The 19,412-nt window shown below is 71.3% G+C and carries 21 protein-coding genes; 4 read left to right on the forward strand and 17 right to left on the reverse strand.

Going from position 1 to position 19,412, the window contains the following annotated elements:
• Nucleotides 1-48 precede the first annotated feature (48 nt).
• A complete protein-coding gene (locus BM430_RS23455) occupies nt 49-339 on the forward strand; it encodes a hypothetical protein (protein ID WP_093569746.1) in 291 nt (96 codons plus the stop codon).
• Nucleotides 340-509: 170 nt separating this feature from the next.
• On the opposite strand, the gene BM430_RS23460 is transcribed toward BM430_RS23455, so the two are convergent.
• The 6 genes from BM430_RS23460 to BM430_RS23485 form a co-directional block, all read right to left on the reverse strand.
• The gene (locus BM430_RS23460; RefSeq protein ID WP_093569661.1) at nt 510-1,298 is read right to left on the reverse strand and encodes an ATP12 family chaperone protein; all 789 of its coding nucleotides are present in this window, start codon (nt 1,296-1,298) and stop codon (nt 510-512) included.
• Between the two features lie 145 nt (nt 1,299-1,443).
• Nucleotides 1,444-2,106, reverse strand: a complete 663-nt coding sequence (locus BM430_RS23465) for an HAD-IA family hydrolase (RefSeq protein WP_093569662.1) — start codon at nt 2,104-2,106, stop codon at nt 1,444-1,446.
• A gap of 51 nt (nt 2,107-2,157) precedes the next feature.
• Nucleotides 2,158-2,586 carry a hypothetical protein gene (locus BM430_RS23470; RefSeq protein WP_093569663.1) on the reverse strand — a complete coding sequence of 143 codons (429 nt, stop codon included), beginning with the start codon at nt 2,584-2,586 and terminating at the stop codon, nt 2,158-2,160.
• A gap of 142 nt (nt 2,587-2,728) precedes the next feature.
• Nucleotides 2,729-4,285: an RluA family pseudouridine synthase gene (locus BM430_RS23475; protein ID WP_093569664.1), complete on the reverse strand. Its 1,557-nt coding sequence runs from the start codon at nt 4,283-4,285 to the stop codon at nt 2,729-2,731.
• A 79-nt stretch (nt 4,286-4,364) separates the two neighbouring features.
• Nucleotides 4,365-5,195 carry a ParA family protein gene (locus BM430_RS23480; protein WP_093569665.1) on the reverse strand — a complete coding sequence of 277 codons (831 nt, stop codon included), beginning with the start codon at nt 5,193-5,195 and terminating at the stop codon, nt 4,365-4,367.
• A 104-nt stretch (nt 5,196-5,299) separates the two neighbouring features.
• A complete protein-coding gene (locus tag BM430_RS23485) occupies nt 5,300-6,616 on the reverse strand; it encodes a replication-associated recombination protein A (RefSeq protein ID WP_093569666.1) in 1,317 nt (438 codons plus the stop codon).
• Between the two features lie 162 nt (nt 6,617-6,778).
• On the opposite strand from BM430_RS23485, the gene BM430_RS23490 reads away from it, so the two are divergent.
• Nucleotides 6,779-7,828, forward strand: coding sequence for a hypothetical protein (locus BM430_RS23490; RefSeq protein ID WP_143132109.1), 1,050 nt, complete (start codon nt 6,779-6,781; stop codon nt 7,826-7,828).
• Nucleotides 7,829-8,163: 335 nt separating this feature from the next.
• On the opposite strand, the gene BM430_RS23495 is transcribed toward BM430_RS23490, so the two are convergent.
• Complete coding sequence (locus BM430_RS23495; protein WP_093569668.1) at nt 8,164-8,526, reverse strand: winged helix-turn-helix transcriptional regulator; 363 nt, start codon at nt 8,524-8,526, stop codon at nt 8,164-8,166.
• A 135-nt stretch (nt 8,527-8,661) separates the two neighbouring features.
• Here BM430_RS23495 and BM430_RS23500 point away from each other — a divergent pair, with 135 nt between their 5' ends.
• Nucleotides 8,662-9,270, forward strand: coding sequence for an NAD(P)-dependent oxidoreductase (locus BM430_RS23500; protein WP_093569669.1), 609 nt, complete (start codon nt 8,662-8,664; stop codon nt 9,268-9,270).
• A 299-nt stretch (nt 9,271-9,569) separates the two neighbouring features.
• On the opposite strand, the gene meaB is transcribed toward BM430_RS23500, so the two are convergent.
• Nucleotides 9,570-10,547, reverse strand: coding sequence for a methylmalonyl Co-A mutase-associated GTPase MeaB (gene meaB / locus BM430_RS23505; protein WP_093569670.1), 978 nt, complete (start codon nt 10,545-10,547; stop codon nt 9,570-9,572).
• 214 nt (nt 10,548-10,761) lie between these two features.
• Here meaB and BM430_RS23510 point away from each other — a divergent pair, with 214 nt between their 5' ends.
• A complete protein-coding gene (locus BM430_RS23510; protein ID WP_093569671.1) occupies nt 10,762-11,784 on the forward strand; it encodes an alpha/beta hydrolase in 1,023 nt (340 codons plus the stop codon).
• A 294-nt stretch (nt 11,785-12,078) separates the two neighbouring features.
• On the opposite strand, the gene BM430_RS34850 is transcribed toward BM430_RS23510, so the two are convergent.
• From BM430_RS34850 to bchY, 9 genes are all read right to left on the reverse strand, one after another.
• Complete coding sequence (locus BM430_RS34850; protein WP_177303150.1) at nt 12,079-12,255, reverse strand: hypothetical protein; 177 nt, start codon at nt 12,253-12,255, stop codon at nt 12,079-12,081.
• Between the two features lie 278 nt (nt 12,256-12,533).
• Nucleotides 12,534-13,580 (reverse strand): photosynthetic reaction center cytochrome PufC, encoded by a 1,047-nt coding sequence (pufC, locus tag BM430_RS23515; protein WP_093569672.1) that lies wholly within the window; start codon nt 13,578-13,580, stop codon nt 12,534-12,536.
• Nucleotides 13,577-14,557 carry a photosynthetic reaction center subunit M gene (gene pufM / locus BM430_RS23520; RefSeq protein WP_093569673.1) on the reverse strand — a complete coding sequence of 327 codons (981 nt, stop codon included), beginning with the start codon at nt 14,555-14,557 and terminating at the stop codon, nt 13,577-13,579. Before pufM ends, pufC begins: the two co-directional genes overlap by 4 nt.
• A 49-nt stretch (nt 14,558-14,606) precedes the next feature.
• Nucleotides 14,607-15,431 carry a photosynthetic reaction center subunit L gene (gene pufL / locus BM430_RS23525; protein ID WP_093569674.1) on the reverse strand — a complete coding sequence of 275 codons (825 nt, stop codon included), beginning with the start codon at nt 15,429-15,431 and terminating at the stop codon, nt 14,607-14,609.
• A 107-nt stretch (nt 15,432-15,538) separates the two neighbouring features.
• Complete coding sequence (gene pufA / locus BM430_RS23530; protein WP_093569675.1) at nt 15,539-15,721, reverse strand: light-harvesting antenna LH1, alpha subunit; 183 nt, start codon at nt 15,719-15,721, stop codon at nt 15,539-15,541.
• A gap of 16 nt (nt 15,722-15,737) precedes the next feature.
• Entirely contained in the window at nt 15,738-15,968 is a 231-nt protein-coding gene (gene pufB, locus BM430_RS23535; protein WP_093569676.1) for a light-harvesting antenna LH1, beta subunit, read from the reverse strand.
• Nucleotides 15,969-16,119: 151 nt separating this feature from the next.
• Nucleotides 16,120-16,329 (reverse strand): hypothetical protein, encoded by a 210-nt coding sequence (locus BM430_RS23540; RefSeq protein WP_093569677.1) that lies wholly within the window; start codon nt 16,327-16,329, stop codon nt 16,120-16,122.
• A gap of 89 nt (nt 16,330-16,418) precedes the next feature.
• Entirely contained in the window at nt 16,419-17,879 is a 1,461-nt protein-coding gene (gene bchZ, locus BM430_RS23545) for a chlorophyllide a reductase subunit Z (protein WP_093569678.1), read from the reverse strand.
• On the reverse strand, nt 17,879-19,411 hold the full coding sequence (gene bchY, locus BM430_RS23550; protein ID WP_093569679.1) for a chlorophyllide a reductase subunit Y: 1,533 nt from the start codon (nt 19,409-19,411) through the stop codon (nt 17,879-17,881). Before bchY ends, bchZ begins: the two co-directional genes overlap by 1 nt.
• Between the last annotated feature and the right edge of the window lies 1 nt (nt 19,412).

Here is a 19,412-nt window from a genome sequence, read left to right on the forward strand (position 1 = left end):
TCGCAAGCAACGCTTTCGCAAGACACGCCCCGCACCGGAGTGCTCGAGATGCTTCTCAAGACCGTCATCGCGGCCGGCCTCGTCCTGGCCGGCTCAGCCGCCCCGCGCGCCGAGGGCACCAGCCTCGACCAGGCCGGCGTCCCGGCCCTCGACGTCCCGGGTTTTTCGGACCGCGTGCCGGCCGGCATGCCGCTCTTCGCCGCCCTGCCCCGCATGGCGCCGGGCGCCGAGGTGGACGTGCGCGGCATCGACACCAGCGGCCTCGTGGCCTTCGGCCCGTCCGTGCCGCAGATGATCGACCCGAACGCCGACATCGCCACCGGTACGCTGAAGAAGTGACGAAGTTTGACCAGGGCGCTTCGCTCGGGTCACCCGGAGACCGTCTGACGGGCTGCGTCGGTCGAACCGATACGCATACCGACATCTCTCACCGTCATCCCGGGGCCGCGCAGCGGAACCCGGGATGACAGGGAGGGCTGCATTGCGGTCCGCCCCCATTGAGCGGAGCGTCAGGCGCTGAGCGCCGCCACCCGCGCCGCTGCCTCGAATTCCGCCCGCCTCTTGGCGAGACGCTCCTCGGCCTCCGCATCCTGCCCCCAGACCTCGGCCTGGAAGATCTCGTCGACATGGGCGGCGGCCCACCCCTCCTGCGGCGTCAGGCGGCCGTGGAGGACGGCGAGCGCGATCAGCAGCGAGCCTGTCAGCGTCGTCATCGAGTGCAGGCCGGCGAGCGCGGTCGGGGTTGCCACCGCCTCGATGGCGCGGCGCAGGGCCGCGACCGAGTCCGCCGGCTGGGTGACGTGCATCACCCCCTCGCTCAGGATGAACCGGGCGCCGAGCGCCTCCCTGGCCCAGTCGAGCACCGGGTCCCAGGCCGCGGCTTGCGCCGCCACGAGGCGGGCCGGATCGCCGGCGCGGTAGACGACGAGGTCGGTCCCCGCATAGGCCGAGAGGTCGTCGATCACCGCCTCGCGCCGCTCGGCCACCCCGTCGAGGGCCGAGTTGACGAGGCGGGTGAGCGGCATCCGCGCCGGATCGATGAATTCCTCTTGCGCGCCCCATTCCTCGGCGAGCGCCGCGGCGAGGGCCGCCTGCGGCACCGCGAGGCGGCGGCGGGCGGGGGTGTGGGCCGGGCGCCCGTCGAGGACGAGGCGGTAGCCGTCCTCGGCCTCGGCGATGCCGGCCTCGGTGTAGAAGCGCTTCGGCAGCGCGGGCTTGGCCGATTGGCGGGCGGCGCGGACCGGATCGGGCTGAGCCTCCGGATCCCCGAGCCAATCGCGGGTCACGTCGTTGGTCATGGGACGAAGATAGAACATTTTCCGACGAAGTGGAAACCGGTTCGTCGCAGAAAATGCGGCAAAATCAATGATATAGAGCACTTCACGATTGCAACGCGATCGTGAAGTGCTCCAGTGCCTCCGGGCGGCGGTTGCGAGACGGCCTTCAGGCCGCCGCGATCCGGGCGAGTAGGGCGGATTCGAGTTCCGAAAAACTCTCCATCACCGCATGCGCCCCGGCGGCCCGCAGGGCGTCGGGCGTGTGGTAGCCCCAGGAGACCCCGAGGGCCGTCACGTGGGCGCCCCGCGCCATCACCATGTCGTAGGTCGAATCGCCGATCATGATCGTCTCGGCCGGCGCGGCGCCGGTCTCGGCCATCGCCTGTTCGAGCATCGCCGGATGCGGCTTCGAGGGGGCGTCGTCGGCGGTCTGCACGGTCGCGAACCAGCCCTCCCAGCCGTGGAGGCTGAGAAGGTGGTCGACGCCGCGGCGGGACTTGCCGGTGGCGATGCCGAGCTGCACCGCCAGCTCGCGGTTGAGCCGCGCGAGCAGCGCGGCGGCACCGGGAAACAGCGTCTCGCGGATCTCGGCCCGCGCTCGCAGCCGGCCGAAGGCCTGCTTGTAGGCCTCGGAGAGCGCCGCCACCGGCCCGTCGGCACCGACGAGGGCGGTGAAGGCCTGCGGCAGCGACAGCCCGACCACCGACAGCGACCGCTCCCGGCTCGGCGCCGGCAGGCCGACCGACGCGAAGGCCTCCCCTTGCGCCGCCACGATCATGTGCTGGCTGTCGACGAGGGTGCCGTCGACGTCGAAGACGATGAGGATCATGGGTGTTTCAGGCCGCCTCGCTGTCGCGCCGGGGGCGGCCCGAACGGCCGCTCAGGGCTTAGGCCGGGCCGGCTGCTGGCCCGGCTGGATCCGCTCATAGCCCAGGCGGCAGCGGATCAGGAAGCGGCGTCGCGCGCCGCCCTTGAGGCTGCGCCTTTGCGAGGCGCGGTTGCAGGCGGCGTAGCTCGGGCGCCGCCGCCGGGGCGTCGCCGCGCGCTCGGACGCCGCCGGCCGGGCGGCCGGCGCGCTCCCCTCGGCCGGCGCGGCGCGGCCGTCCTGGTGGCGCCCCTCGGGCCGGGCCGCGGCGGGCTTGCCGTCCGGGCGGGCGGCAGGCCCCGGCGGGGAGACAGAAGGCGCCGCCGGGGTCGCGGCCGGCGCCGGGGTGGGTGCAGGCGTCGCGGGAGCGGTCTGGGCCGGCGCCGTTCCGGCGCAGGCGAGGAATCCGATCAGGCCGAGGCTGGCGAGCGCGGCGGGTCTCATCTGGCTTGTCTCACTCCCGGACGGGTCGCCTGCGGCCCGCGCTGGTGCCGCGACCGCGGCGGCCCGCCTTGAGAATAAGGCGCGCGGCCGTCCTGCCAAGGGCCGGTCCCGACGGGCCGGCCTATGCTGGACGGCCGCCACGTCACGCCTCCGGCGCCTCGACGATCGGGTCGTAGCGGGCGGCGTCGAAGCCGAGCAGGTTCCAGCTCTGCGCCATGTGCGGCGGCAGCGGCGCCGTCACGTCGATCGGCTTGGCGGTGCGCGGATGCGGGATGACGATGCGCCGAGCGAGCAGGTGGAGGCGGTTCTGCAGCCCGCCGGGCAGCTCCCAGTTCTCGATGTCGAAGTATTTCGGGTCGCCGACCAGCGGGTGGCCGATATGGGCGGCGTGGGCGCGCAGCTGGTGGGTGCGCCCGGTGACCGGCTTCAGCGACAGCCAGGCGAGCTTCTGCCCGGCCTGGTCGACCACCGCGTAGTAGGTCAGCGCGTGGCTCGCCCCCTCGTCGCCGTGCTTGGCGACCCGCATGCGGGCATCGGCGTCGCCGATCTCCTCCTTGGCGAGGTAGGTCGAGATCCGGCCCTGGCGCACCTTCGGCACGCCGGCGGCCAGCGCCCAGTAGATCTTGCGCGCCGCCCGCGACCGGAAGGTCTTGGCCAACGTCGCGGCGGCGAGCCGGGTCTTGGCGATGATGAGGCAGCCCGCCGTGTCCTTGTCGAGGCGGTGGACGAGGCGCGGCTTCTGGCCGTCCTTGTCGCGCATCGCCTCGAGCAGGCCGTCGACGTGGCGGGTGGTGCCCGAGCCGCCCTGGACCGCGAGGCCGAAGGGCTTGTTGAGCACCATCATGTCCTGGTCCTCGTAGAGGATCAGGGAGCGCAGGAAGGCGAGGTCGCCCTCCGCCCGGGGGGAGTTCGGCGCCGGCGGGCGCGCCTCCAGGCTCAGCGGCGGCACGCGCACGCTGGCGCCGGGCTCGACCCGATCGGCGGCCTTGGCGCGCTTGCCGTTCACGCGCAACTCGCCCTTGCGCACCAGGCTCTGGATGCGGGTGAAGGGCAATTGCGGAAAGCGGGCCGACAGGAAGCGGTCGATCCGCATCCCGGCCTCGTCCGGCGTCACCTCGAGGGTCTGCACGCCGGTCGCCAGCGCCTCGGCGGTCGCCTCGCGCAAAGCGCGCCGGGTCGGGGCCTTGGCGCCAGGGGCTGTGGTTGCGGCGGCCTTCGGCTCCGCAGGCCCACGGCTGCGCGGGACTTCGGCGGAATCCGGGCGCTCGTCGCGGCGCGGCCGGGCCGGGGCGCGGTCCTCGGTCGCCGCGCCGGTGCGCGGACGATCCGATCTCGGCTTGTCGGATTTGGGCTTGTCCGATTTGGGCTTGGCCGGAAACTTGCCGGCCGGCGCGCGGGCCGGGCCCTCGTCCCGCTCCCAGGGCGAGGCGTCGCCCATGTCGCGGCCGAAGGCGGGGCGCGCAGGAGCGGCTCCGGCGGGAGCGAACTTCGCGGGCGCGAATTTGCCATGGCCGGACTTGCCCTGGGCGGACTTGCCGGGCGCAGCCCGGTTGGAGACCACCAGGCCGGCGGCGCGCTCGGCGGCGTCGCGGGCGGTGTTGCGCGGTCCGGTGCGGGCCCGCGGCGGGCGGCCCGAGGCGGGTCCGCCCGGGCCGGTCCGCGACCGCCCGGAACCGCCGCGAGAAGGAGGCTTCGTCATGCGCCGGCTCGTAGCATCCGCCGCCCTCCCCGTCACGCCCGGCGAATCACCACCCGCCCTTCGACGCCGGGATATTCCGTCAGCGCCAGGAGATTCCGCGCGAGAACCCCTCCTGGCGACCGTAGGGCGGCTCCGCGAAGGCGGCGGTGCAGTCGATGCCGAAGCGCTGCACCAAGTCGTCGGTGAGGCCGGAGAAATCCTCGGCGGCGCGGGCGCGGGGGCGGTAGCGCCGCACCGGCCGGCGCTGGGCGAAGGCCTCGCTCACCGCCACGTCGGTGCGCACGCCCCGCACCATCTGGCCCGGCCCGAAGGCGGTGCGGAGCGCCCCCAGGGTCTCCCGCTCGACGTTGGTGCGCAGGTCGATGCGCATCGGCGCGATGGCGAGCCCGAGCGGCGCGGCGCGGAAGCGCAGCATCGTGTCGTGGTAGGAGCGGGCGAACTGGCGCACGCCCTCGAGGCCGAGAGGATCGAGGGTGGTGGGCACGACCACGCCGTCGCTCGCCATCAGGGCGCAGACCGTGAGCGCCGCCGCCGACGGCGGCACGTCGATCAGCACCAGGTCGTGGACCTGGCGCAGGGGGGCGAGGGCGTCGGAGAGGCAGCGGATGTCGCCGTGGCCGAGCTGCCCGTCGAAGCTCCGGTCGGCCGGCACCACCGCGACGTTGTCCTCGTCGGTGACCTGGGCGGCGCCGTCGAGGCTGGTCTGGCGGCGCAGGAGCGGCGTGTGGGCGTTGGGGGAGCCGAGCCGCGCCGTGACGCCGAGCCCTAGTCCCGAATGGCCCTGCGGATCGAGATCGACCACCAGGACCCGGTAGCCGCGGGCGCCGAGCTCGGCCGCCAGGTTGACGGCCGACGTCGTCTTGCCGGTGCCGCCCTTGCAGTTGGCGATGGAGAGAACGCGCGCGGTCATCCTGCCGGACCGGGCGAACGGGAAAGATTCGGTCTCATGCTTTCAAGGTGAACGAGGGGCGAGCGCTACGTCAACGGCTGTTTGTCAGGTTGTTCACATAACCGTCACGAATCTTCGCCGCTGCGCTCCCGGCGCCGCGCCTCCCACCAGTCCAGTCGCTCGGCGACGCGGCGCTCGAAGCCCCGGTCGGTCGGCACGTAGAAATTCTGTCTGCCGAGGCGCTCCGGCCAGTAATCCTGGCCCGAGAAGGCGTCGGGCTCGTCGTGGTCGTAGCGGTAGCCTTCGCCGTAGCCGAGCTTGCGCATCAGCTTGGTCGGCGCGTTGAGGATGGTGCGGGGCGGCGGCAGCGAGCCGTGCTCCTTGGCCGCGCGGGTCGCGGCCTTGTAGGCGGTGTAGACCGCGTTCGATTTCGGCGCGGTCGCGAGGTAGACCGCCGCCTGCGCCAGTGCCAATTCGCCCTCCGGCGAGCCGAGGAAGTCGAAGGCGTCCTTGGCGGCATTCGCCACCGCCAGCGCCTGCGGGTCGGCGAGCCCGATATCCTCCACCGCCATTCGCACCAGCCGGCGGGCGATGAACAGGCGGTCCTCGCCGGCGTCCAGCATGCGGCAGAGATAGTACAGGGCGGCGTCCGGATCGGAGCCGCGGATCGTCTTGTGCAGGGCGGAGATGAGGTTGTAGTGGCCCTCCTGCGCCTTGTCGTAGACGGGGGCGCGGCGCTGGATCAGCTCCTGCAGCAAGGCCGCGTCCAGGGTCTCGTCAGGTCCAGTCGAGCGCCAGACTTCCTCGGCGAGGGTGAGCGCCGCCCGCCCGTCGCCGTCGGCCATCCGCACCAGCACCGCCCGGGCCTGCGCGTCGAGGGGCAGCACCCGGCCGGTCACCGCCTCGGCACGGTCGAGGAGCCGGGCGACCGCCGCCTCGTCGAGGGCGCGGAAGACCAGCACCCGGGCGCGGGAGAGGAGCGCGGCGTTCAGCTCGAAGGACGGGTTCTCGGTCGTGGCACCGACGAGGGTGACGGTGCCGTCCTCGACCACCGGCAGGAAGGCGTCGAGCTGGGCCCGGTTGAAGTGGTGGATCTCGTCGACGAAGAGCAGCGTGCCCCGGCCCGCCGCCCGGCGGGCGCGCGCGGCCTCGAACACCTTTCTGAGTTCGGCGACGCCGGAGAAGATCGCCGAGATCTGCTCGAAATGCAGGTCGGTCTCGCCGGCCAGCAGCCGCGCCACCGTGGTCTTGCCGGTGCCGGGCGGGCCCCACAGGATCAGCGAGCCGAGGTTGCGCCCGCGCAGGAGCCGGGTCAGCGCACCCCCCTCCCCCGTCAGGTGCTCCTGCCCCACCACCTCGGCGAGGCTCGTCGGCCGCAGGGTGTCGGCGAGGGGGCGGGGCGCGTCGCGGTCGAGGCCGGCGGAGGCGAACAGGTCGGACATGGCCGCATCAACACCCGCCGGCGCCGGCGCCGCAAGGCCCTCCGTCCGGCTGCCCACCGCGAGGATGATCCCGCTGCCGGAGCCGCCGGCGCGCAGGCGCTGGTCGCGCCGGCATGCACGGCGCGACCTTGCCGCGACGCCGTCTTCAGCCTAGCAAGCAGCATGCGATTCAACTTCAACGTCGTCGGCCCGGCGAGCTTCGAGCTCTGGATCGCCCCCGACGACATGCGCCGCACGCCGCGCGTCCGCGTGGTCATGGACCGGACCCGGGAAACCGTGATCGAGGCGTGGGTCCACTACCCGCAGCTGAAGGAGTTCGGCTGGCACGCCCACGGCACCTGCGGCTTCAAGCTCGACGGCGCGAGCTGCCCCGGCCTCGACCAAGCCGGGCGCTACGACATCTACGACGCCGACACCAACATCCTGCTCTACCGCCACCGCGCCGACGCCGCCTACCGCCCGGCCCGCGTCCTCGCGCTCGACTACACGATCAACCAGGACAACGCCGCCCGCGACATGCTCTTTCCGGAATTCGCCATGGCGTATTTCGGCGTCCACGACATCCATTTCGACCTGCTGCGCTGCATCATCGACATCAAGTACAGCGACTCGATGCTGCTGCAGGGCAGCCTGCTCGTGAAGCGCTACGAGGACGTGATCCAGGCCGGCGAGTACGTGAAGACGATCCTGGTCGTCGATCCGTATGTCGAGCTCGCCAAGCGCATCCTGTACCTGCGCCGGATGGCCGAGATCGGCAAGGACCCGGTGCAGAGCTGGCGCGTCGACCACCTGCAGGGCCCCTGCGCCTTCGCGGCCGGCCTCGAGCTCGGCAGCCTCTCGACCCTGCGCAAGGGCTTCGACCGGATCGACCTCGAGACCTTCGCCTGGCTGGAGAATCCGCTCACCCGCGACCTCTCCTGCACCTTCCCGGGCGAGGCGATGAAGCCGGGCCACTGGACGCTGGCGATCGAGGCGCTGTCGCGCTTCCACGTCATCGGCCACCAGCATTTCTGGGGCGCCTACACGGCGATGCTGACCGACGTGCTTCAGATCTCGGGCGCCGCCGTCCCCGAGCGCCGGGTGCCCGAGCCGGTGCTGGAACTCGCCGAGACCCTGAGCCGGGTGAAGGCCACGCTCGGCCTCGTCGAGATGGACATCAACCTCAGCGACAAGGTCTACACCATCATCGAGAGCCAGTGGGAGAAGGCGTGAGGGCCTCGCCCGACCACGCGCGACATGGCACCGGCATGGAGAAGGTTCGATACGGCTGAGGCTGGGAACGGCCCAGATTCATCGCGGAGACGTTCTTTTCCGCCCCCCTTTCCCGGACGACTGCAGCGAAGTGGAAGGAGATCCGGGATCCAGCATGAGAAGTGCCGCGAAGCGGCTCTGAATGCTGCACCGTTGCAGACACATGGACGCTTCGCGACTTCCTTTCCTGGATCCCGGATCTCCTTCCACTTCGTTCCAGTCGTCCGGGAAAGGGAACACGCGGACGCGGGTGCGCTGATCGAGGACTCTTCGCCGCCCGGAATCGGTCCCTCGGGCTACCGCGCACCCCGCCGCGCCGCCACGATCGCCGCCTGGTTCGCCTCCGCCCAGCGGATCAGCCCCCGCATCGGCTCCAGGAACGAGCGCCCGAGCGCCGTCAGCCGGTACTCGACCCGGGGCGGTACCTCGGCATGGACCTCCCGCGCCACGAAGCCGTCCTGCTCCAGCCGGCGCAGGGTCTTCGAGAGCATCTGCTTCGAGATGTCGCCGATCTCGCGTTCGAGCTGGCTGAACCGCTTCACCCCCGGATCCAGCGTCGCCAGCACCAGCAGGCTCCACTGATCGCCGATCCGGTCCAGCACATCGCGGATCGGGCAAGAGTTTTTCTGTGCGTCGGCCGTCCTGATCTCGTCGAGCACGTCTCTCGTCCCATGGTCACCGCCCGCTGACCTGGTCCCGCGACGATGACGTCTTGCGCGGCCGGTCGCAGCGGACTAGCTCTGTCCTCGGTCTCGAACATAGACCAGATCGCGAAACCGAACCAAGAGTGGATCATGGCCAAGGTTGCCGTCATCGGCGCGACCGGGAATGTCGGCGCGCGCCTCGTCGCCGAGCTGGTCGCGCGGGGTCACCGCGTCACCGCAATCAGCCGCACCCCGGGGGAAAGCGACTCCCCGCAGGTCGAGGCCCTCGCCGGCGACGTGCGCGAGCCCGAGGGCCTGAGCCGCCTGCTTGCCGGGCACGACGCGGTGGTGAGCGCGGTGCGCTTCGGCGACGCCGATCCGCAGGCGCTGATCGGCGCCGTGCGGGAATCGGGGGTCGCGCGCTACCTCGTGGTCGGCGGCGCCGGCTCGCTTGAGGTGGCGCCGGGGCAGCGGCTCGTCGACCAGCCCGACTTTCCGGCCGCCTACAAGGACGAGGCTCTACGCGGCGCGGCCTTCCTCGACGCGCTGCGCGGCGTCACCGACCTCGACTGGAGCTTCCTGTCGCCCTCCGCCCTGATCGGACCGGGGGAGCGCACCGGCCGGTTCCGCCTCGGCGGCGACCAGCTGCTCGTCGGCGAGAACGGCAGCCGCATCTCGTACGAGGATTACGCCGTCGCCCTCGTCGACGAGATCGAGCGTCCGGCACATATCCGCCGGCGCTTCACCGTCGGGTACTGATGCCGGAACCTATTTGATTGCGCCCCACGTCGGTGACACCCTGCGTGTCATCCCGGGGCCGCGCAGCGGAACCCGGGATCTATAACCGCTGAGGGTCGAGAACGAAGCGGAGGACTTCTCACTTCATCCTGGAGCGTCAGCGGTTATGGATCCCGGGTTCTCGACTGCGTCGAGCCCCGGGATGACGTCGAGAATTGTCCGGGTGCGTAGCGAATCGACCAATGCGACCGGTCAAATAGCTCCAAGCTTTTTTCAAAATTTCCTGCGACGAGCCGGTTTCCGATTCGTCGGACAACGGGCTACAGCCCGACCGTCTCGGCGATCAGGTCGGCCCCCGCGGCGGGCGAGCGCTCGCCCGCCGCCACCATCCGCTCGGCCTCAGCCGTCTGCCGGCGCACCTCGGCGCTGCCGGTGAGGCGCTGGTGCAGCCGCTCGTGGACGAGCGCCCACATCCACTTCACGTCTTGGCTCCGGCGCTTCGCGGCGATCTCGCCGGTGGCGGTGAGCTTGCGGCGGTGGTCGAGCACCGCATCCCACAGGGCGTCGAGCCCCTGGCCGGAGAGCCCAGAGATCGTGGTGACCGGCGGTGCCCAGGTGGCGCTCGCCGGGGTCAGGATGTGGAGCGCCGCCCGGTACTCGGCGGCGGCGGCGGTGGCGCGGCGCATCCCCTCCTCGCCGTCGGCCTTGTTGACGGCGATCATGTCGGCGAGTTCGAGGATTCCCTTCTTGATGCCCTGCAACTCGTCGCCGGCGCCGGGCAGCATCAGCACCAGGAAGAAATCCGTGAGGTCGGCGACCGCGGTCTCGGACTGGCCGACGCCGACCGTCTCCACCAGTACCACGTCGAAGCCGGCGGCCTCGCAGAGCAGCATCGTCTCGCGGGTCTTGGCGGCGACGCCCCCGAGGGTGCCCGAGGAGGGCGAGGGCCGGATGAAGGCGTTGGGGTCGACGGCGAGCCGGGCCATCCGGGTCTTGTCGCCGAGGATCGAGCCGCCGGTGCGCGACGAGCTCGGATCGACCGCCAGCACCGCCACCTTGTGGCCCCGCGCCGTCAGGGCGGCACCCAGCGCGTCGATGGTCGTGGACTTGCCCACCCCCGGCACGCCGGTGATGCCGACCCGCACCGCCTTGCCGGCATGCGGCAGGGCGGCGTCGAGGAGGTCGCGGGCCGCGGCCCGGTGATCGGCCCGCTTCGATTCGGCCAGCGTGATGGCGCGGGCGAGGGCGGCGCGGTTGCCGGACAGGAGCTGGGCGAGGTCGGGGGCCGGAACGGTCATGACAGCGTTCTGCCGGCTCGCCGCCCGTCCGTCGAGGGCTCAAGGCTGTGGACGAAGGACCGACGACGCGTGACCTGCGGGCAACAGGCGCGGTTTCGCCGAGGCGCGACGCGCCATTCTCCCGGGGGGCGACGCGCCACGGCCACGATCATGCCGCATCGCCGGCCTGAAAGCGCGGGCACAAGGCCGGCGTGCCGGCGACGAGTGGGACGACATGACAGCGAAAGCCGCGCCGACGCGCCGGACCCTGGCCCGCCTCGGCCTCTCCGCCCTTGCCGGCCTGTCGCTCGGCGGCTGCCTCGGCGACGGGCTGATCGGCGATTCGGCGGGACCGGAGAAGCAATCGGCCCTCGACGTCAGCCCGGTGCTCCTCGTCGCCACCACTCGCCGCCCGGCCGATCCCGCCGGCCGCCCGCCCTACTTCACCGACCAGCGCGGCCGCGGCCTCGCGTTCGCGACCGTGCGCCTCTCTGCGCCCGACCGCTCGCTGATCGGCAAGGTATCGTCGGTGGTCACCGGCGACTGGCGCATCGCCTCCGCCCCGCGCGTCGTGACCGGCCCCGAGGCCGCCACCGCCTTCGCGGAGGCCGCGCTCGGCCGCGACGTGCTGCTCTACGTCCACGGCTACCGCGAATCGTTCGAGACCGCGGCGGTGAGCGCGGCGCAGCTCTCCGACGGCATCCGCTTCCGCGGCGTCTCCGGCCTGTTCACCTGGCCCTCGGCGGGCAAGACCTTCGATTACGGCTACGACCGCGAGAGCGCCCTGTGGTCGCGCGACGCCTTCGAGGACCTGCTGCGGGCGCTCGCGACCGCGCAGGGCGGGCGCATCCAAATCGTGGCGCATTCGATGGGCACGCTGCTCACCCTCGAGACCCTGCGCATGCTGCGGGCCGATGCCGGCGAGGCGGCGCTGGACCGGATCGGCGCGATCGTCCTCGCCGCGCCCGACATCGACATCGATCTGTTCACCAACGGCATCGAGCGCCTCGGCACCGCGGCGCAGAAGATCACCGTGATCTCCTCGACCAACGACCGGGCGCTCGAACTGTCGAGCACCATCGCGGGCGGCGTGGTGCGAGCGGGCGCGGCGGACCGCAGCCGGCTGGAGGCGCTCGGCGTGCGCGTCGCCGACGCGTCCGAGTACGGCAGCGGCCTCATCAATCACGACCTCTTCCTGTCGAACGTCGAGGTGCAGCAGGTGATCAAGCGCGCGGTGGCGCGGGCGGACGGACGGTGAGAGACGTCCGGGACTCCAGGACCCGATGATCGGCTGCATCGATGAATCCGGCAGCCCTGCCGATAATTCTCGACGTCATCCCGGGGCTCGACGAAGTCGAGAACCCGGGATCCATAACCGCTGACGCTTCAGAAGAACTCGGAACGCAACCCGCCTGATTCTGCATCGTCAGCGGCTATGGATCCCGGGTTCCGCTGCGCGGCCCAGGGATGACGATGGAGGGTGTCAAGACCATCGAGAAAGCCGGGCTGACTCCGAGCGTCATGACGGGCGCGAGACACTTCACGGCGTCCCCTACCGCGGATCCACCCCCTGGTGCGGCCGCGGCGCGCCGCCGTGGTGGTCGGTGAAGCTCGACCGCTCGCCGGTCTCCTTGGCGCGCTGGACGCGCATCCGCTGCCAGATCAGGAACAGGATGACCAGCGCGAAGGTGGTGAAGGCGAGCATGTAGATCAGGCCGGAATCGCCCATGGCCGTTGCCTCCGTGAGACGCCCTCGAACGGGCGCGGGTTGACGGGCGCACGGGCGAGAGACCGCCGTCGCACGTGTCAGTCCAACTCCGCGAGACCTGGATTCCGCCGATGCGGCAAATCGTCATGAGATGAGCGACAATCCGCGGGCGATGCCGGCCCCTGGAACTACATTCCGATCGCAGGCAATCGATTGGCGTCATCGCCCCGAAAGATGCAGGAAGGCCCCGGCTCCTCTCGGAACCGGGGCCTTTTCGGTGTTTCACGCGGAGGCCGGCCTCACGGCGCCTTCGGCATCGGCCCTCCGGCGAGCTCGGGGTAGTCCTTGAGCATCTGCGCACCGTTGAGGGGCTTGGCCAGGCCCTGGTGGCAGGTGGTGCAATTGGCCTTCGGCGGATCGCCCTCCGGCCCGAGCCGGGCCTCCGGCAGCACCGGCGTCAGCGGCTCGATGAAGTTGCCGTTGATGTCGCGCACCATCCGGATGCCGTGCCAGGCGGTGACGCGCTTCGGCGTGCTCTCCTCCCAGGAGGAGAAGGCGCGGCTGTTATGGCAGTAGGTGCAGTTGACGCCCAAGCCCTCCGCCATGTGGATCATCAGGGCGTAGGTCCGCTCGGTGGTCTGGAGCGGCTTCGAGGGGCTGGTCGGCAGGGCGGTCTTCGCCGCGACCCGCACGGCGTTCTGGTCGATGTCCTTGTCGCCGAGCAGCTCCTTGTAGGGATCGTAGTTCAGCGAGGTCAGGCCGGCCTCCGGCGCCGGGTGGTTCTGGCCGCCGTCGCGCGCCGCGAAGCCTTGCGCGTGGGGAGGGCCGGGATTGTTGTGCCAGACCGCCTGCGGCACCGGGTTGCCGCGGTGGCAGGTGTAGCAGGTCACGCCGGTCTCGCCGACGTGGTTCTTCCAGTCGGCGTTGATGTGCCGGACCATCCGGAGCATCGAGCGCGCCACGGTCTTCGCGTAGACGCTGTCGTCCGCCATGTTCTCGACGTTGTGGCAATAGGCGCAGCCCTGCTCGGGGGCGACCCACTCGGTGATCGAGGCCATCACGCGGTTGAACTGGTCGGTCGAGAGGTCGGTCAGCACCTTCACGTTCTGATAGGTCTGCGTCGCCGGCTCGCCGCCGGGCGGGACGGGGTCCTGCGGCGCGGGCGCGGCCTGGGCCTCGATCTGGGCGGCCAGGGTGCGGGGATTCTGCACCTGCACCATGCCGGTCCCGCGGAATCCCGTCTGTTCGGAGCGGACCGGGGGCCGGGTCCAGCCCGCGGTGCCGAACATCGCCCCGGTGAGCAGCACCGCCACCACGACGCCGAGGAGTTGGAGCGCTAATCTCATGGCGTGCCTCCCGGGTTGGCGAGCGGATCCACCACCGGGCCGTAGATCTGCGGGTAGTGCGGCGCGACGCCGTGCTTGACCGCCCAGAGGTACCAGTTGTCGACGACGGTGCCGGTGAGCAGGATGCCGATGCCGCCGGTCAGGGTCGTCAGGAAGGCGAACCACCACAGCCAGCGATGGACCGATTCCATCGTGGCGTTGAAGCCCATGGTCCAGCGCCAGAACAGGGCGGCGCGCTCGGTCGCGGTGCCGCGATCGACGATCTGCTCGATCTCGCGCTCGCCGCCGTAGCGGCTGACCGCCAGGATGGTGGCGCCGTGCATGGCGAACAGCATCGTCGATCCGTACAGGAAGACGATCGAGAGCATGTGGAACGGGTTGTAGAACAGGTTGCCGTAGCGCAGCGAGAACGCCGCGGTCCAGTCGAGGTGCGGGAAGATCCCGAACGGCACCGCCTCGCTCCAGCTCCCCATCAGGATCGGCCGTATGAAGCCGAGCACCAGGTAAAGCCAGATCGCGGAGGCGAAGGCCCAGGGCACGTGGTAGCCGAGGCCGAGAGCCCGGGCGCGCCGGAACAACCGTACCCACCAGAGCAGGATCGAGGCGGTGAGGAAGAAGCCGGCGAGCAGCCACCAGCCGCCCTCGGCGAGCGGCGGCAGGATCTTGAGCCCGTATTCCGGTCGGGGCGGCTCGAGGGCGAGCCAGGGCAGCTGGCGGATGAACTGGACCGGATCCCAGTTCACCGAGGCCCACATGTTGAGGCCGATGATCTCGAAGGCGATGAACCCGCTCGCGAGCGACAGCGTGCCGAGGGTGCCGAGATAGATCGGCCCGATCTGCGCGTTGCCGACGAGGCCGGCGAGATAGTTGAAGCCGCCCTTGCCGACGCGGTTCTCGATCTCCGGGATCTCGACGCCGGCCTCCGGGTGGAGCGGGTGGACCTGCACCTGCGTGTAGATGTTCTGGTAATACCCCATGGCGGCGGATGCCTTCTGAAGGGTGATGTCGCGGGGAGGCAGACGGGACTCAGCGCCAGATCGGCAGGCTCAGCCACCAGCCCCACCATTCGGGCCAGCCGCGGGTCCAGAACGGACCGCTGATGACGATGCAGACCGCGCTCCAGAACCCGGCCGAGAGGGCGAGGAACAGGCCGAGCCGGTGGATGCCGATCGTGCCGATCGAGTAGCCGATCGTGTCGCGGAAGAAGGTGTCCTCGTGCTCCGGCGTCTTGACCACCTCGCCCTTCGGCGGATTGGTCGAGGACAGGATCAGGGAGCCGTGCAGCGACAGCGCGAAGGTCGTCGTGAAGAAGAACGTCACGCCGAGCATGTGCGCCGGGTTGTAGTGGAAGTGGAGATACTGGTAGCCGACGTTCGACACCCAGTCGAGGTGGCTGAGGATCCCGTAGGGAAAGCCGTGGCCCCAGGCACCCATCAGCATGGGCCGGACCACCACCAGCGTGACGTAGGCGAAGATCGCGACCGAGAAGGCGAAGGGGACGTGGTAGCCGATGCCGAGCTTGCGGCAGATCTCGACCTCGCGCAGGGCCCAGGAGCCGAAGGAGCCGATGGCGCAGAAGGTGATGATCTGCCACAGGCCGCCCTCGCGCAAGGGCGCGAGCGCCAGCCCGTATTTGAGGTCGGGCGGCGCGATGTTGATCTGCCAGACGTTCCAGGTCGGGCCGAGCGCCGCGCCCCAGACGATCAGGCCGGTGCCGAGCAGGGTGAAGAACAGGCCCGTCACCCCAAAGAAGCCGACGTAGAACGGGCCGACCCAGAAGTCGAACAGGTCGCCGCCGAGCAGAGTGCCGCCGCGGACCCGGTATTTGCGCTCGAAATTCAGCATGGCCATGGGCGCGGCCCTCCCCGTCCGCGAAAGCGTGGTGGCCGCGGGCGGGGCGTGACGCCCGTCCGCGGTGCGAGGGCGCCCTCACGCGAGGGCGCGGATCCGCCGGCCGCTCAGGTCGGCAGGACGAGGCTGTAGGGGATCGCTTCCGCCTTCTTCACCGCCGGGCCTTCCAGCCAGTTGAACCGGTTGGTGCTGAGCAGGATGAAGTGGATCAGGATCGCGAGCACGAACAGGAAGGTGGCAAGCGCCACCAGCGTGCGGCGCGGGTCGAACAGAAGCCAGACCTTGTGCATGGCGGAAGTCCTCGCCTTAGGAAATGAAGGGCAGGATGCCGTGGGCGGCGACCTTCACGCCGTCCTCGAGCGCGGAATAGCCGTTCGGCCCGGGCAGCCAGGGCCGCCACAGCCAGACGAGGAAGTGCGCGACGACCGCGATCGCCGTGAAGATGATGAAGCTGGTGACGAAGATTCCGTGGAACTCCTTCGCCTCCTCTTCGGTGAGTCCTGACAGTACGCTGGGTTTGTCCATGCCGTTGGCCATTGCCGAACCTCCGGATGCGGATCCACGCGGGGGCTCCCGCGCGGGGTTGCCCGGCCGCGATGGACGGGCGGTCTCTCCGCCGCGCATGATGGCGGCGGAAACTCGGTCCCGAGGGAGCTGGCCCGGATCGGGGGCCCGGCTCCGGGGGCTCTCATCCCATGAAGGCGAAGGGGATCGCCGAGAGCGCCATCACCCGCGCCTCGCCGAAGACCGAGCGCCGCGGCCCGAGGGCGGCGGGCCCCGGGCGCAGGCGCTGCAGCAAGGCGGCGACCAGGAAGACCGGGTAGGTCGCCGCCAGGATGGCCCGGAACTGGACCGCTTCCGAACGGGACCGCGAAACCGTGACGAACGGACGGGACATGGTCTCGGCTCTCCTCCCTCACCCGCGGGGATCCGCGAGGCGTCTCGATGGCCGGCGCGGCGGGGGCCGCGCCGGATGGGTGTCGGCGCTCAGGCCGCCGCGAGCGCGGCGCGGGCCCGCTCGACGCAAGGGCCGGTCACGCGCTCGGACCCGGCCCGGGTCGCCTCGCGCTCGGCGGCGTCGCGCAGGCGCTTGGCGAAGGAGATCCGCACCAGGACCGGGCTCGCCTCGACCGAGGCGTCGAGGCGCAGGCGCGCCTCGTCGTCCCAGGGCAGCGTCCGATGCGGGCGGGCGGGCGTCGCCTCGACGGCGTCCATGTCCCGCGACAGCGGCAGGATGTGGAAGAGCGCGTCGAACAGCGCGTTGCAGACCTCCTGCACGAGGTAGGTCGCGCCCGAGTAGCCCATGAACGGCGTGCCGGTGTGGCGCCGCACCACCGCGCCGGGGAACGAGGCCGGGACGAACACCGCTCGTCCCCCGCACTCGGCGAGGTAGAGGCGCTCGTTGTAGGAGCCGAACAAAACGAGCGGCGGCGTCTCGCGGATGGCCTTTCGGACCGCCGCGTTGTCGGGCTTGGCGCCGGCCTTGCGCGAGACCGCGAACCGGCACGGCAGGCCCATCTCGTCCTCGAGGAAGTGGCGCAGGCCCCGCGCGTAGGTGTCGGTCGCCACCACCCCGAAGCTCGCCGAGGCGAAGAAGTCCTGCGTCACCGAGCGCCAGAGGTCCCATAGGGGCTTCAGCGTCGTGTGCTTCTCGCGCTCGATGAACGGCTCGGGATCGACTCCCAAAATCTCGCCGAGCGCGCGCAGGAACTTCGTCGTGCTGTGCACGCCGATCGGCGCCTGGAGGTAGGGCCGGTCGAGGGCCTCGCAGAGGAGCCGCCCGAACTCGCGGTAGAGGCAGATATTGGCGTCGGCCTGAACCAGGCGCGGGATGTCGGCGAGATGCGTGCCGAGGGGGAAGACCAGGTTCACCTCGGCGCCGATGCCCTCGACGAGGCGCCGGATCTCGGCGAGGTCGGAGGGCATGTTGAAGGTGCCGTAGGCCGGGCCGATCAGGTTGACCCGCGGCTTGACCCCGGGCGCGCGCACGGGCCGCGGCGGGATCACGCCTTTCTTGGCCGCCTTCTTCGCCCCGTATTCGTGCCAGAGCCAGGACATCGCCCGGTCGGCCGCCTGCCACTGGTCCTCGTCGATGGTGCGGGGCAGGAAGCGCTGGAGGTTGGTGCCCTCCGGCGTCACGCCGCCGCCGATCATCTCGGCGATCGAGCCGGTGACGACGACGCTGGGCTGCGTCGGGTCGAGCGTCGCGTGGGCGCGGCGCATCGCGCCTTCGGTGCCGTGGCGGCCGAGTTCCTCTTCCGCCAGCCCCGTGACGACGATCGGGAGTTCGTGCGGCGGCAGCGCGTCGGTGTAGTGCAGCACCGAGGTGACCGGCAGGTTCTCGCAGCCGACAGGGCCGTCGATGACGACCTGGAGCCCCTTCACCGCGGTGAAGACGTAGACGGCGCCCCAGTAGCCGCCGGCGCGGTCGTGATCGAGGACGAGCATCAGATCGTCTCCCCGATGGGTTTCTCGGGCGCGGCGCGCTTCGGGGCGGCGCGCTTCTGCGGCACGTCCTCCCAGATCCCGGCGGCGTGGCCGGTGCCGACGCCGGCGAAGAACGAGCGCATCGCGTCGAAGCGCTCGCGCTGCCCCATGGCGCCGTTGACCACCTGGGCGAGCGACCCGGCGCCGGCGACGCCCATCAGAGGGCGGGCCGAGATCAGGTTGGTGAAGTAGAGCGCGGGAATCGCCCGCTCCTTGGCCTTCTGCACCACCGGCGTCGTGCCGACGGCGAGGTCGGGCCGGAACTCCTCGACCGCCGCGAGGTCCTGCTCCAGGGAGGCGCGGAACTGCACGCGGCAGCCGCGCGCCTCGAGCCAGTCGCGATCGGCCGCGGAATGGGACGTGCGCGGGCAGGCGGTGCCGACGTAAGGAACCTCGGCGCCGCTCTCGACGAGGAGGCGGGCCACCAGCAGTTCCGAGCCCTCGTAGCCGGTGAGCGTGATCCGGCCGCGGATCGGGTTCGCCGACAGGGCGCCGCGGATCGCCGGCAGGAACCGGTTCTTGGCCGCCGCGACCGCGGACGGGGCGACGCCGCAGGCCTGCCCGATCGCGTCGAGCCAGGCGGCGGTGCCGTCGTGACCGACCGGGGCGGAGGCGACCGCCGGGCGGCCCGCCGCCTCGAACTCGCGCAAGGACGCGGTGTAGAACGGGTGGATCGCCGCCACCGCCGCGCAGTCGAGGGCGGCGTAGAGCTCGCGCCATTCCCGCGTCGGGACGACCGGGCCGGCGGCGAGGCCCAGCGGTTCGAGCAACGCGCCGATCTGCATCGGATCGGCCGGGAACATCTCGCCGAGGAGCGCCACGGTCGGGCGTCCGTCCCGGGGCTGGCGCGGCGCCGCGACGGGGCCGTGCTCGGCCTCGGCCCGCGCGACCTTCAGCATCGCGCCGGCGAGCACGTCCTTGGCCTCGGCGTGGGTCGGCACGCCGAAGCCCGGCACGTCGATGCCGATGATCCGCACCCCGTCGATCTCCCGCGGCAGGAGCCGCAGCGGCACGCCCGACGCCGTGGGCACGCACAGGTTGATGACCACGACCGCGTCGTGCAGCGCCGGATCGGCGGTGGCGTGGACCGCGTCGCGGATGTCCTCGAACAGCTTGCCGGTGACGAGCGTCTCGGAGTTGAACGGCACGTAGCCGACGGTCCGCCGCGCGCCGTAGAAATGCGACGTGAAGGTGAGGCCGTAGACGCAGCAGGCCGAGCCCGACAGGATCGTGGCGGTGCGGCGCATGCGCAGGCCCACCCGCAGCGAGCCGAAGGCCGGGCACATGCTCTGCGGCTGGTCGTGCGGGCCGACAGGATAGTCGCGCTTCAAAGCCTCCAGGGTCTCGCCCATGCCGGCGGCCTCCGCTGCCTGGCGCATCGTCTCCTTGCCGGAATGGCAGCCGAGCCCGTCCTGGCGCGTCGCCGCGAGGTTGACCGGAGTCTCGACGGGTGTTCGGGCCCGCAAGGCCGCGAGATCGAGGGAGGCGCCCATG

The sequence above is a fragment of the Methylobacterium sp. 174MFSha1.1 genome, from assembly GCF_900116815.1.
In the GTDB taxonomy this organism is placed as follows: domain Bacteria; phylum Pseudomonadota; class Alphaproteobacteria; order Rhizobiales; family Beijerinckiaceae; genus Methylobacterium.

Bases quoted from the DNA above. Each gene is read 5' to 3' on its own strand.
- meaB (WP_093569670.1), bottom strand. From the start codon at position 10,547: ATGACCGTTCCGGCCCCCGACCTCGCCCAGCTCCTGTCCGGCAACCGC.
- BM430_RS23540 (WP_093569677.1), bottom strand. From the start codon at position 16,329: ATGTCCCGTCCGTTCGTCACGGTTTCGCGGTCCCGTTCGGAAGCGGTC.
- bchY (WP_093569679.1), bottom strand. From the start codon at position 19,411: ATGGGCGCCTCCCTCGATCTCGCGGCCTTGCGGGCCCGAACACCCGTC.
- pufM (WP_093569673.1), bottom strand. From the start codon at position 14,557: ATGGGGTATTACCAGAACATCTACACGCAGGTGCAGGTCCACCCGCTC.
- BM430_RS34850 (WP_177303150.1), bottom strand. From the start codon at position 12,255: ATGGGCGATTCCGGCCTGATCTACATGCTCGCCTTCACCACCTTCGCG.
- pufL (WP_093569674.1), bottom strand. From the start codon at position 15,431: ATGGCCATGCTGAATTTCGAGCGCAAATACCGGGTCCGCGGCGGCACT.
- BM430_RS23475 (WP_093569664.1), bottom strand. From the start codon at position 4,285: ATGACGAAGCCTCCTTCTCGCGGCGGTTCCGGGCGGTCGCGGACCGGC.
- BM430_RS23470 (WP_093569663.1), bottom strand. From the start codon at position 2,586: ATGAGACCCGCCGCGCTCGCCAGCCTCGGCCTGATCGGATTCCTCGCC.
- pufC (WP_093569672.1), bottom strand. From the start codon at position 13,580: ATGAGATTAGCGCTCCAACTCCTCGGCGTCGTGGTGGCGGTGCTGCTC.
- BM430_RS23510 (WP_093569671.1), top strand. From the start codon at position 10,762: ATGACAGCGAAAGCCGCGCCGACGCGCCGGACCCTGGCCCGCCTCGGC.
- BM430_RS23465 (WP_093569662.1), bottom strand. From the start codon at position 2,106: ATGATCCTCATCGTCTTCGACGTCGACGGCACCCTCGTCGACAGCCAG.
- bchZ (WP_093569678.1), bottom strand. From the start codon at position 17,879: ATGCTCGTCCTCGATCACGACCGCGCCGGCGGCTACTGGGGCGCCGTC.
- BM430_RS23500 (WP_093569669.1), top strand. From the start codon at position 8,662: ATGGCCAAGGTTGCCGTCATCGGCGCGACCGGGAATGTCGGCGCGCGC.
- BM430_RS23485 (WP_093569666.1), bottom strand. From the start codon at position 6,616: ATGTCCGACCTGTTCGCCTCCGCCGGCCTCGACCGCGACGCGCCCCGC.
- pufB (WP_093569676.1), bottom strand. From the start codon at position 15,968: ATGGCCAACGGCATGGACAAACCCAGCGTACTGTCAGGACTCACCGAA.
- pufA (WP_093569675.1), bottom strand. From the start codon at position 15,721: ATGCACAAGGTCTGGCTTCTGTTCGACCCGCGCCGCACGCTGGTGGCG.
- BM430_RS23455 (WP_093569746.1), top strand. From the start codon at position 49: ATGCTTCTCAAGACCGTCATCGCGGCCGGCCTCGTCCTGGCCGGCTCA.
- BM430_RS23480 (WP_093569665.1), bottom strand. From the start codon at position 5,195: ATGACCGCGCGCGTTCTCTCCATCGCCAACTGCAAGGGCGGCACCGGC.
- BM430_RS23490 (WP_143132109.1), top strand. From the start codon at position 6,779: ATGCGATTCAACTTCAACGTCGTCGGCCCGGCGAGCTTCGAGCTCTGG.
- BM430_RS23460 (WP_093569661.1), bottom strand. From the start codon at position 1,298: ATGACCAACGACGTGACCCGCGATTGGCTCGGGGATCCGGAGGCTCAG.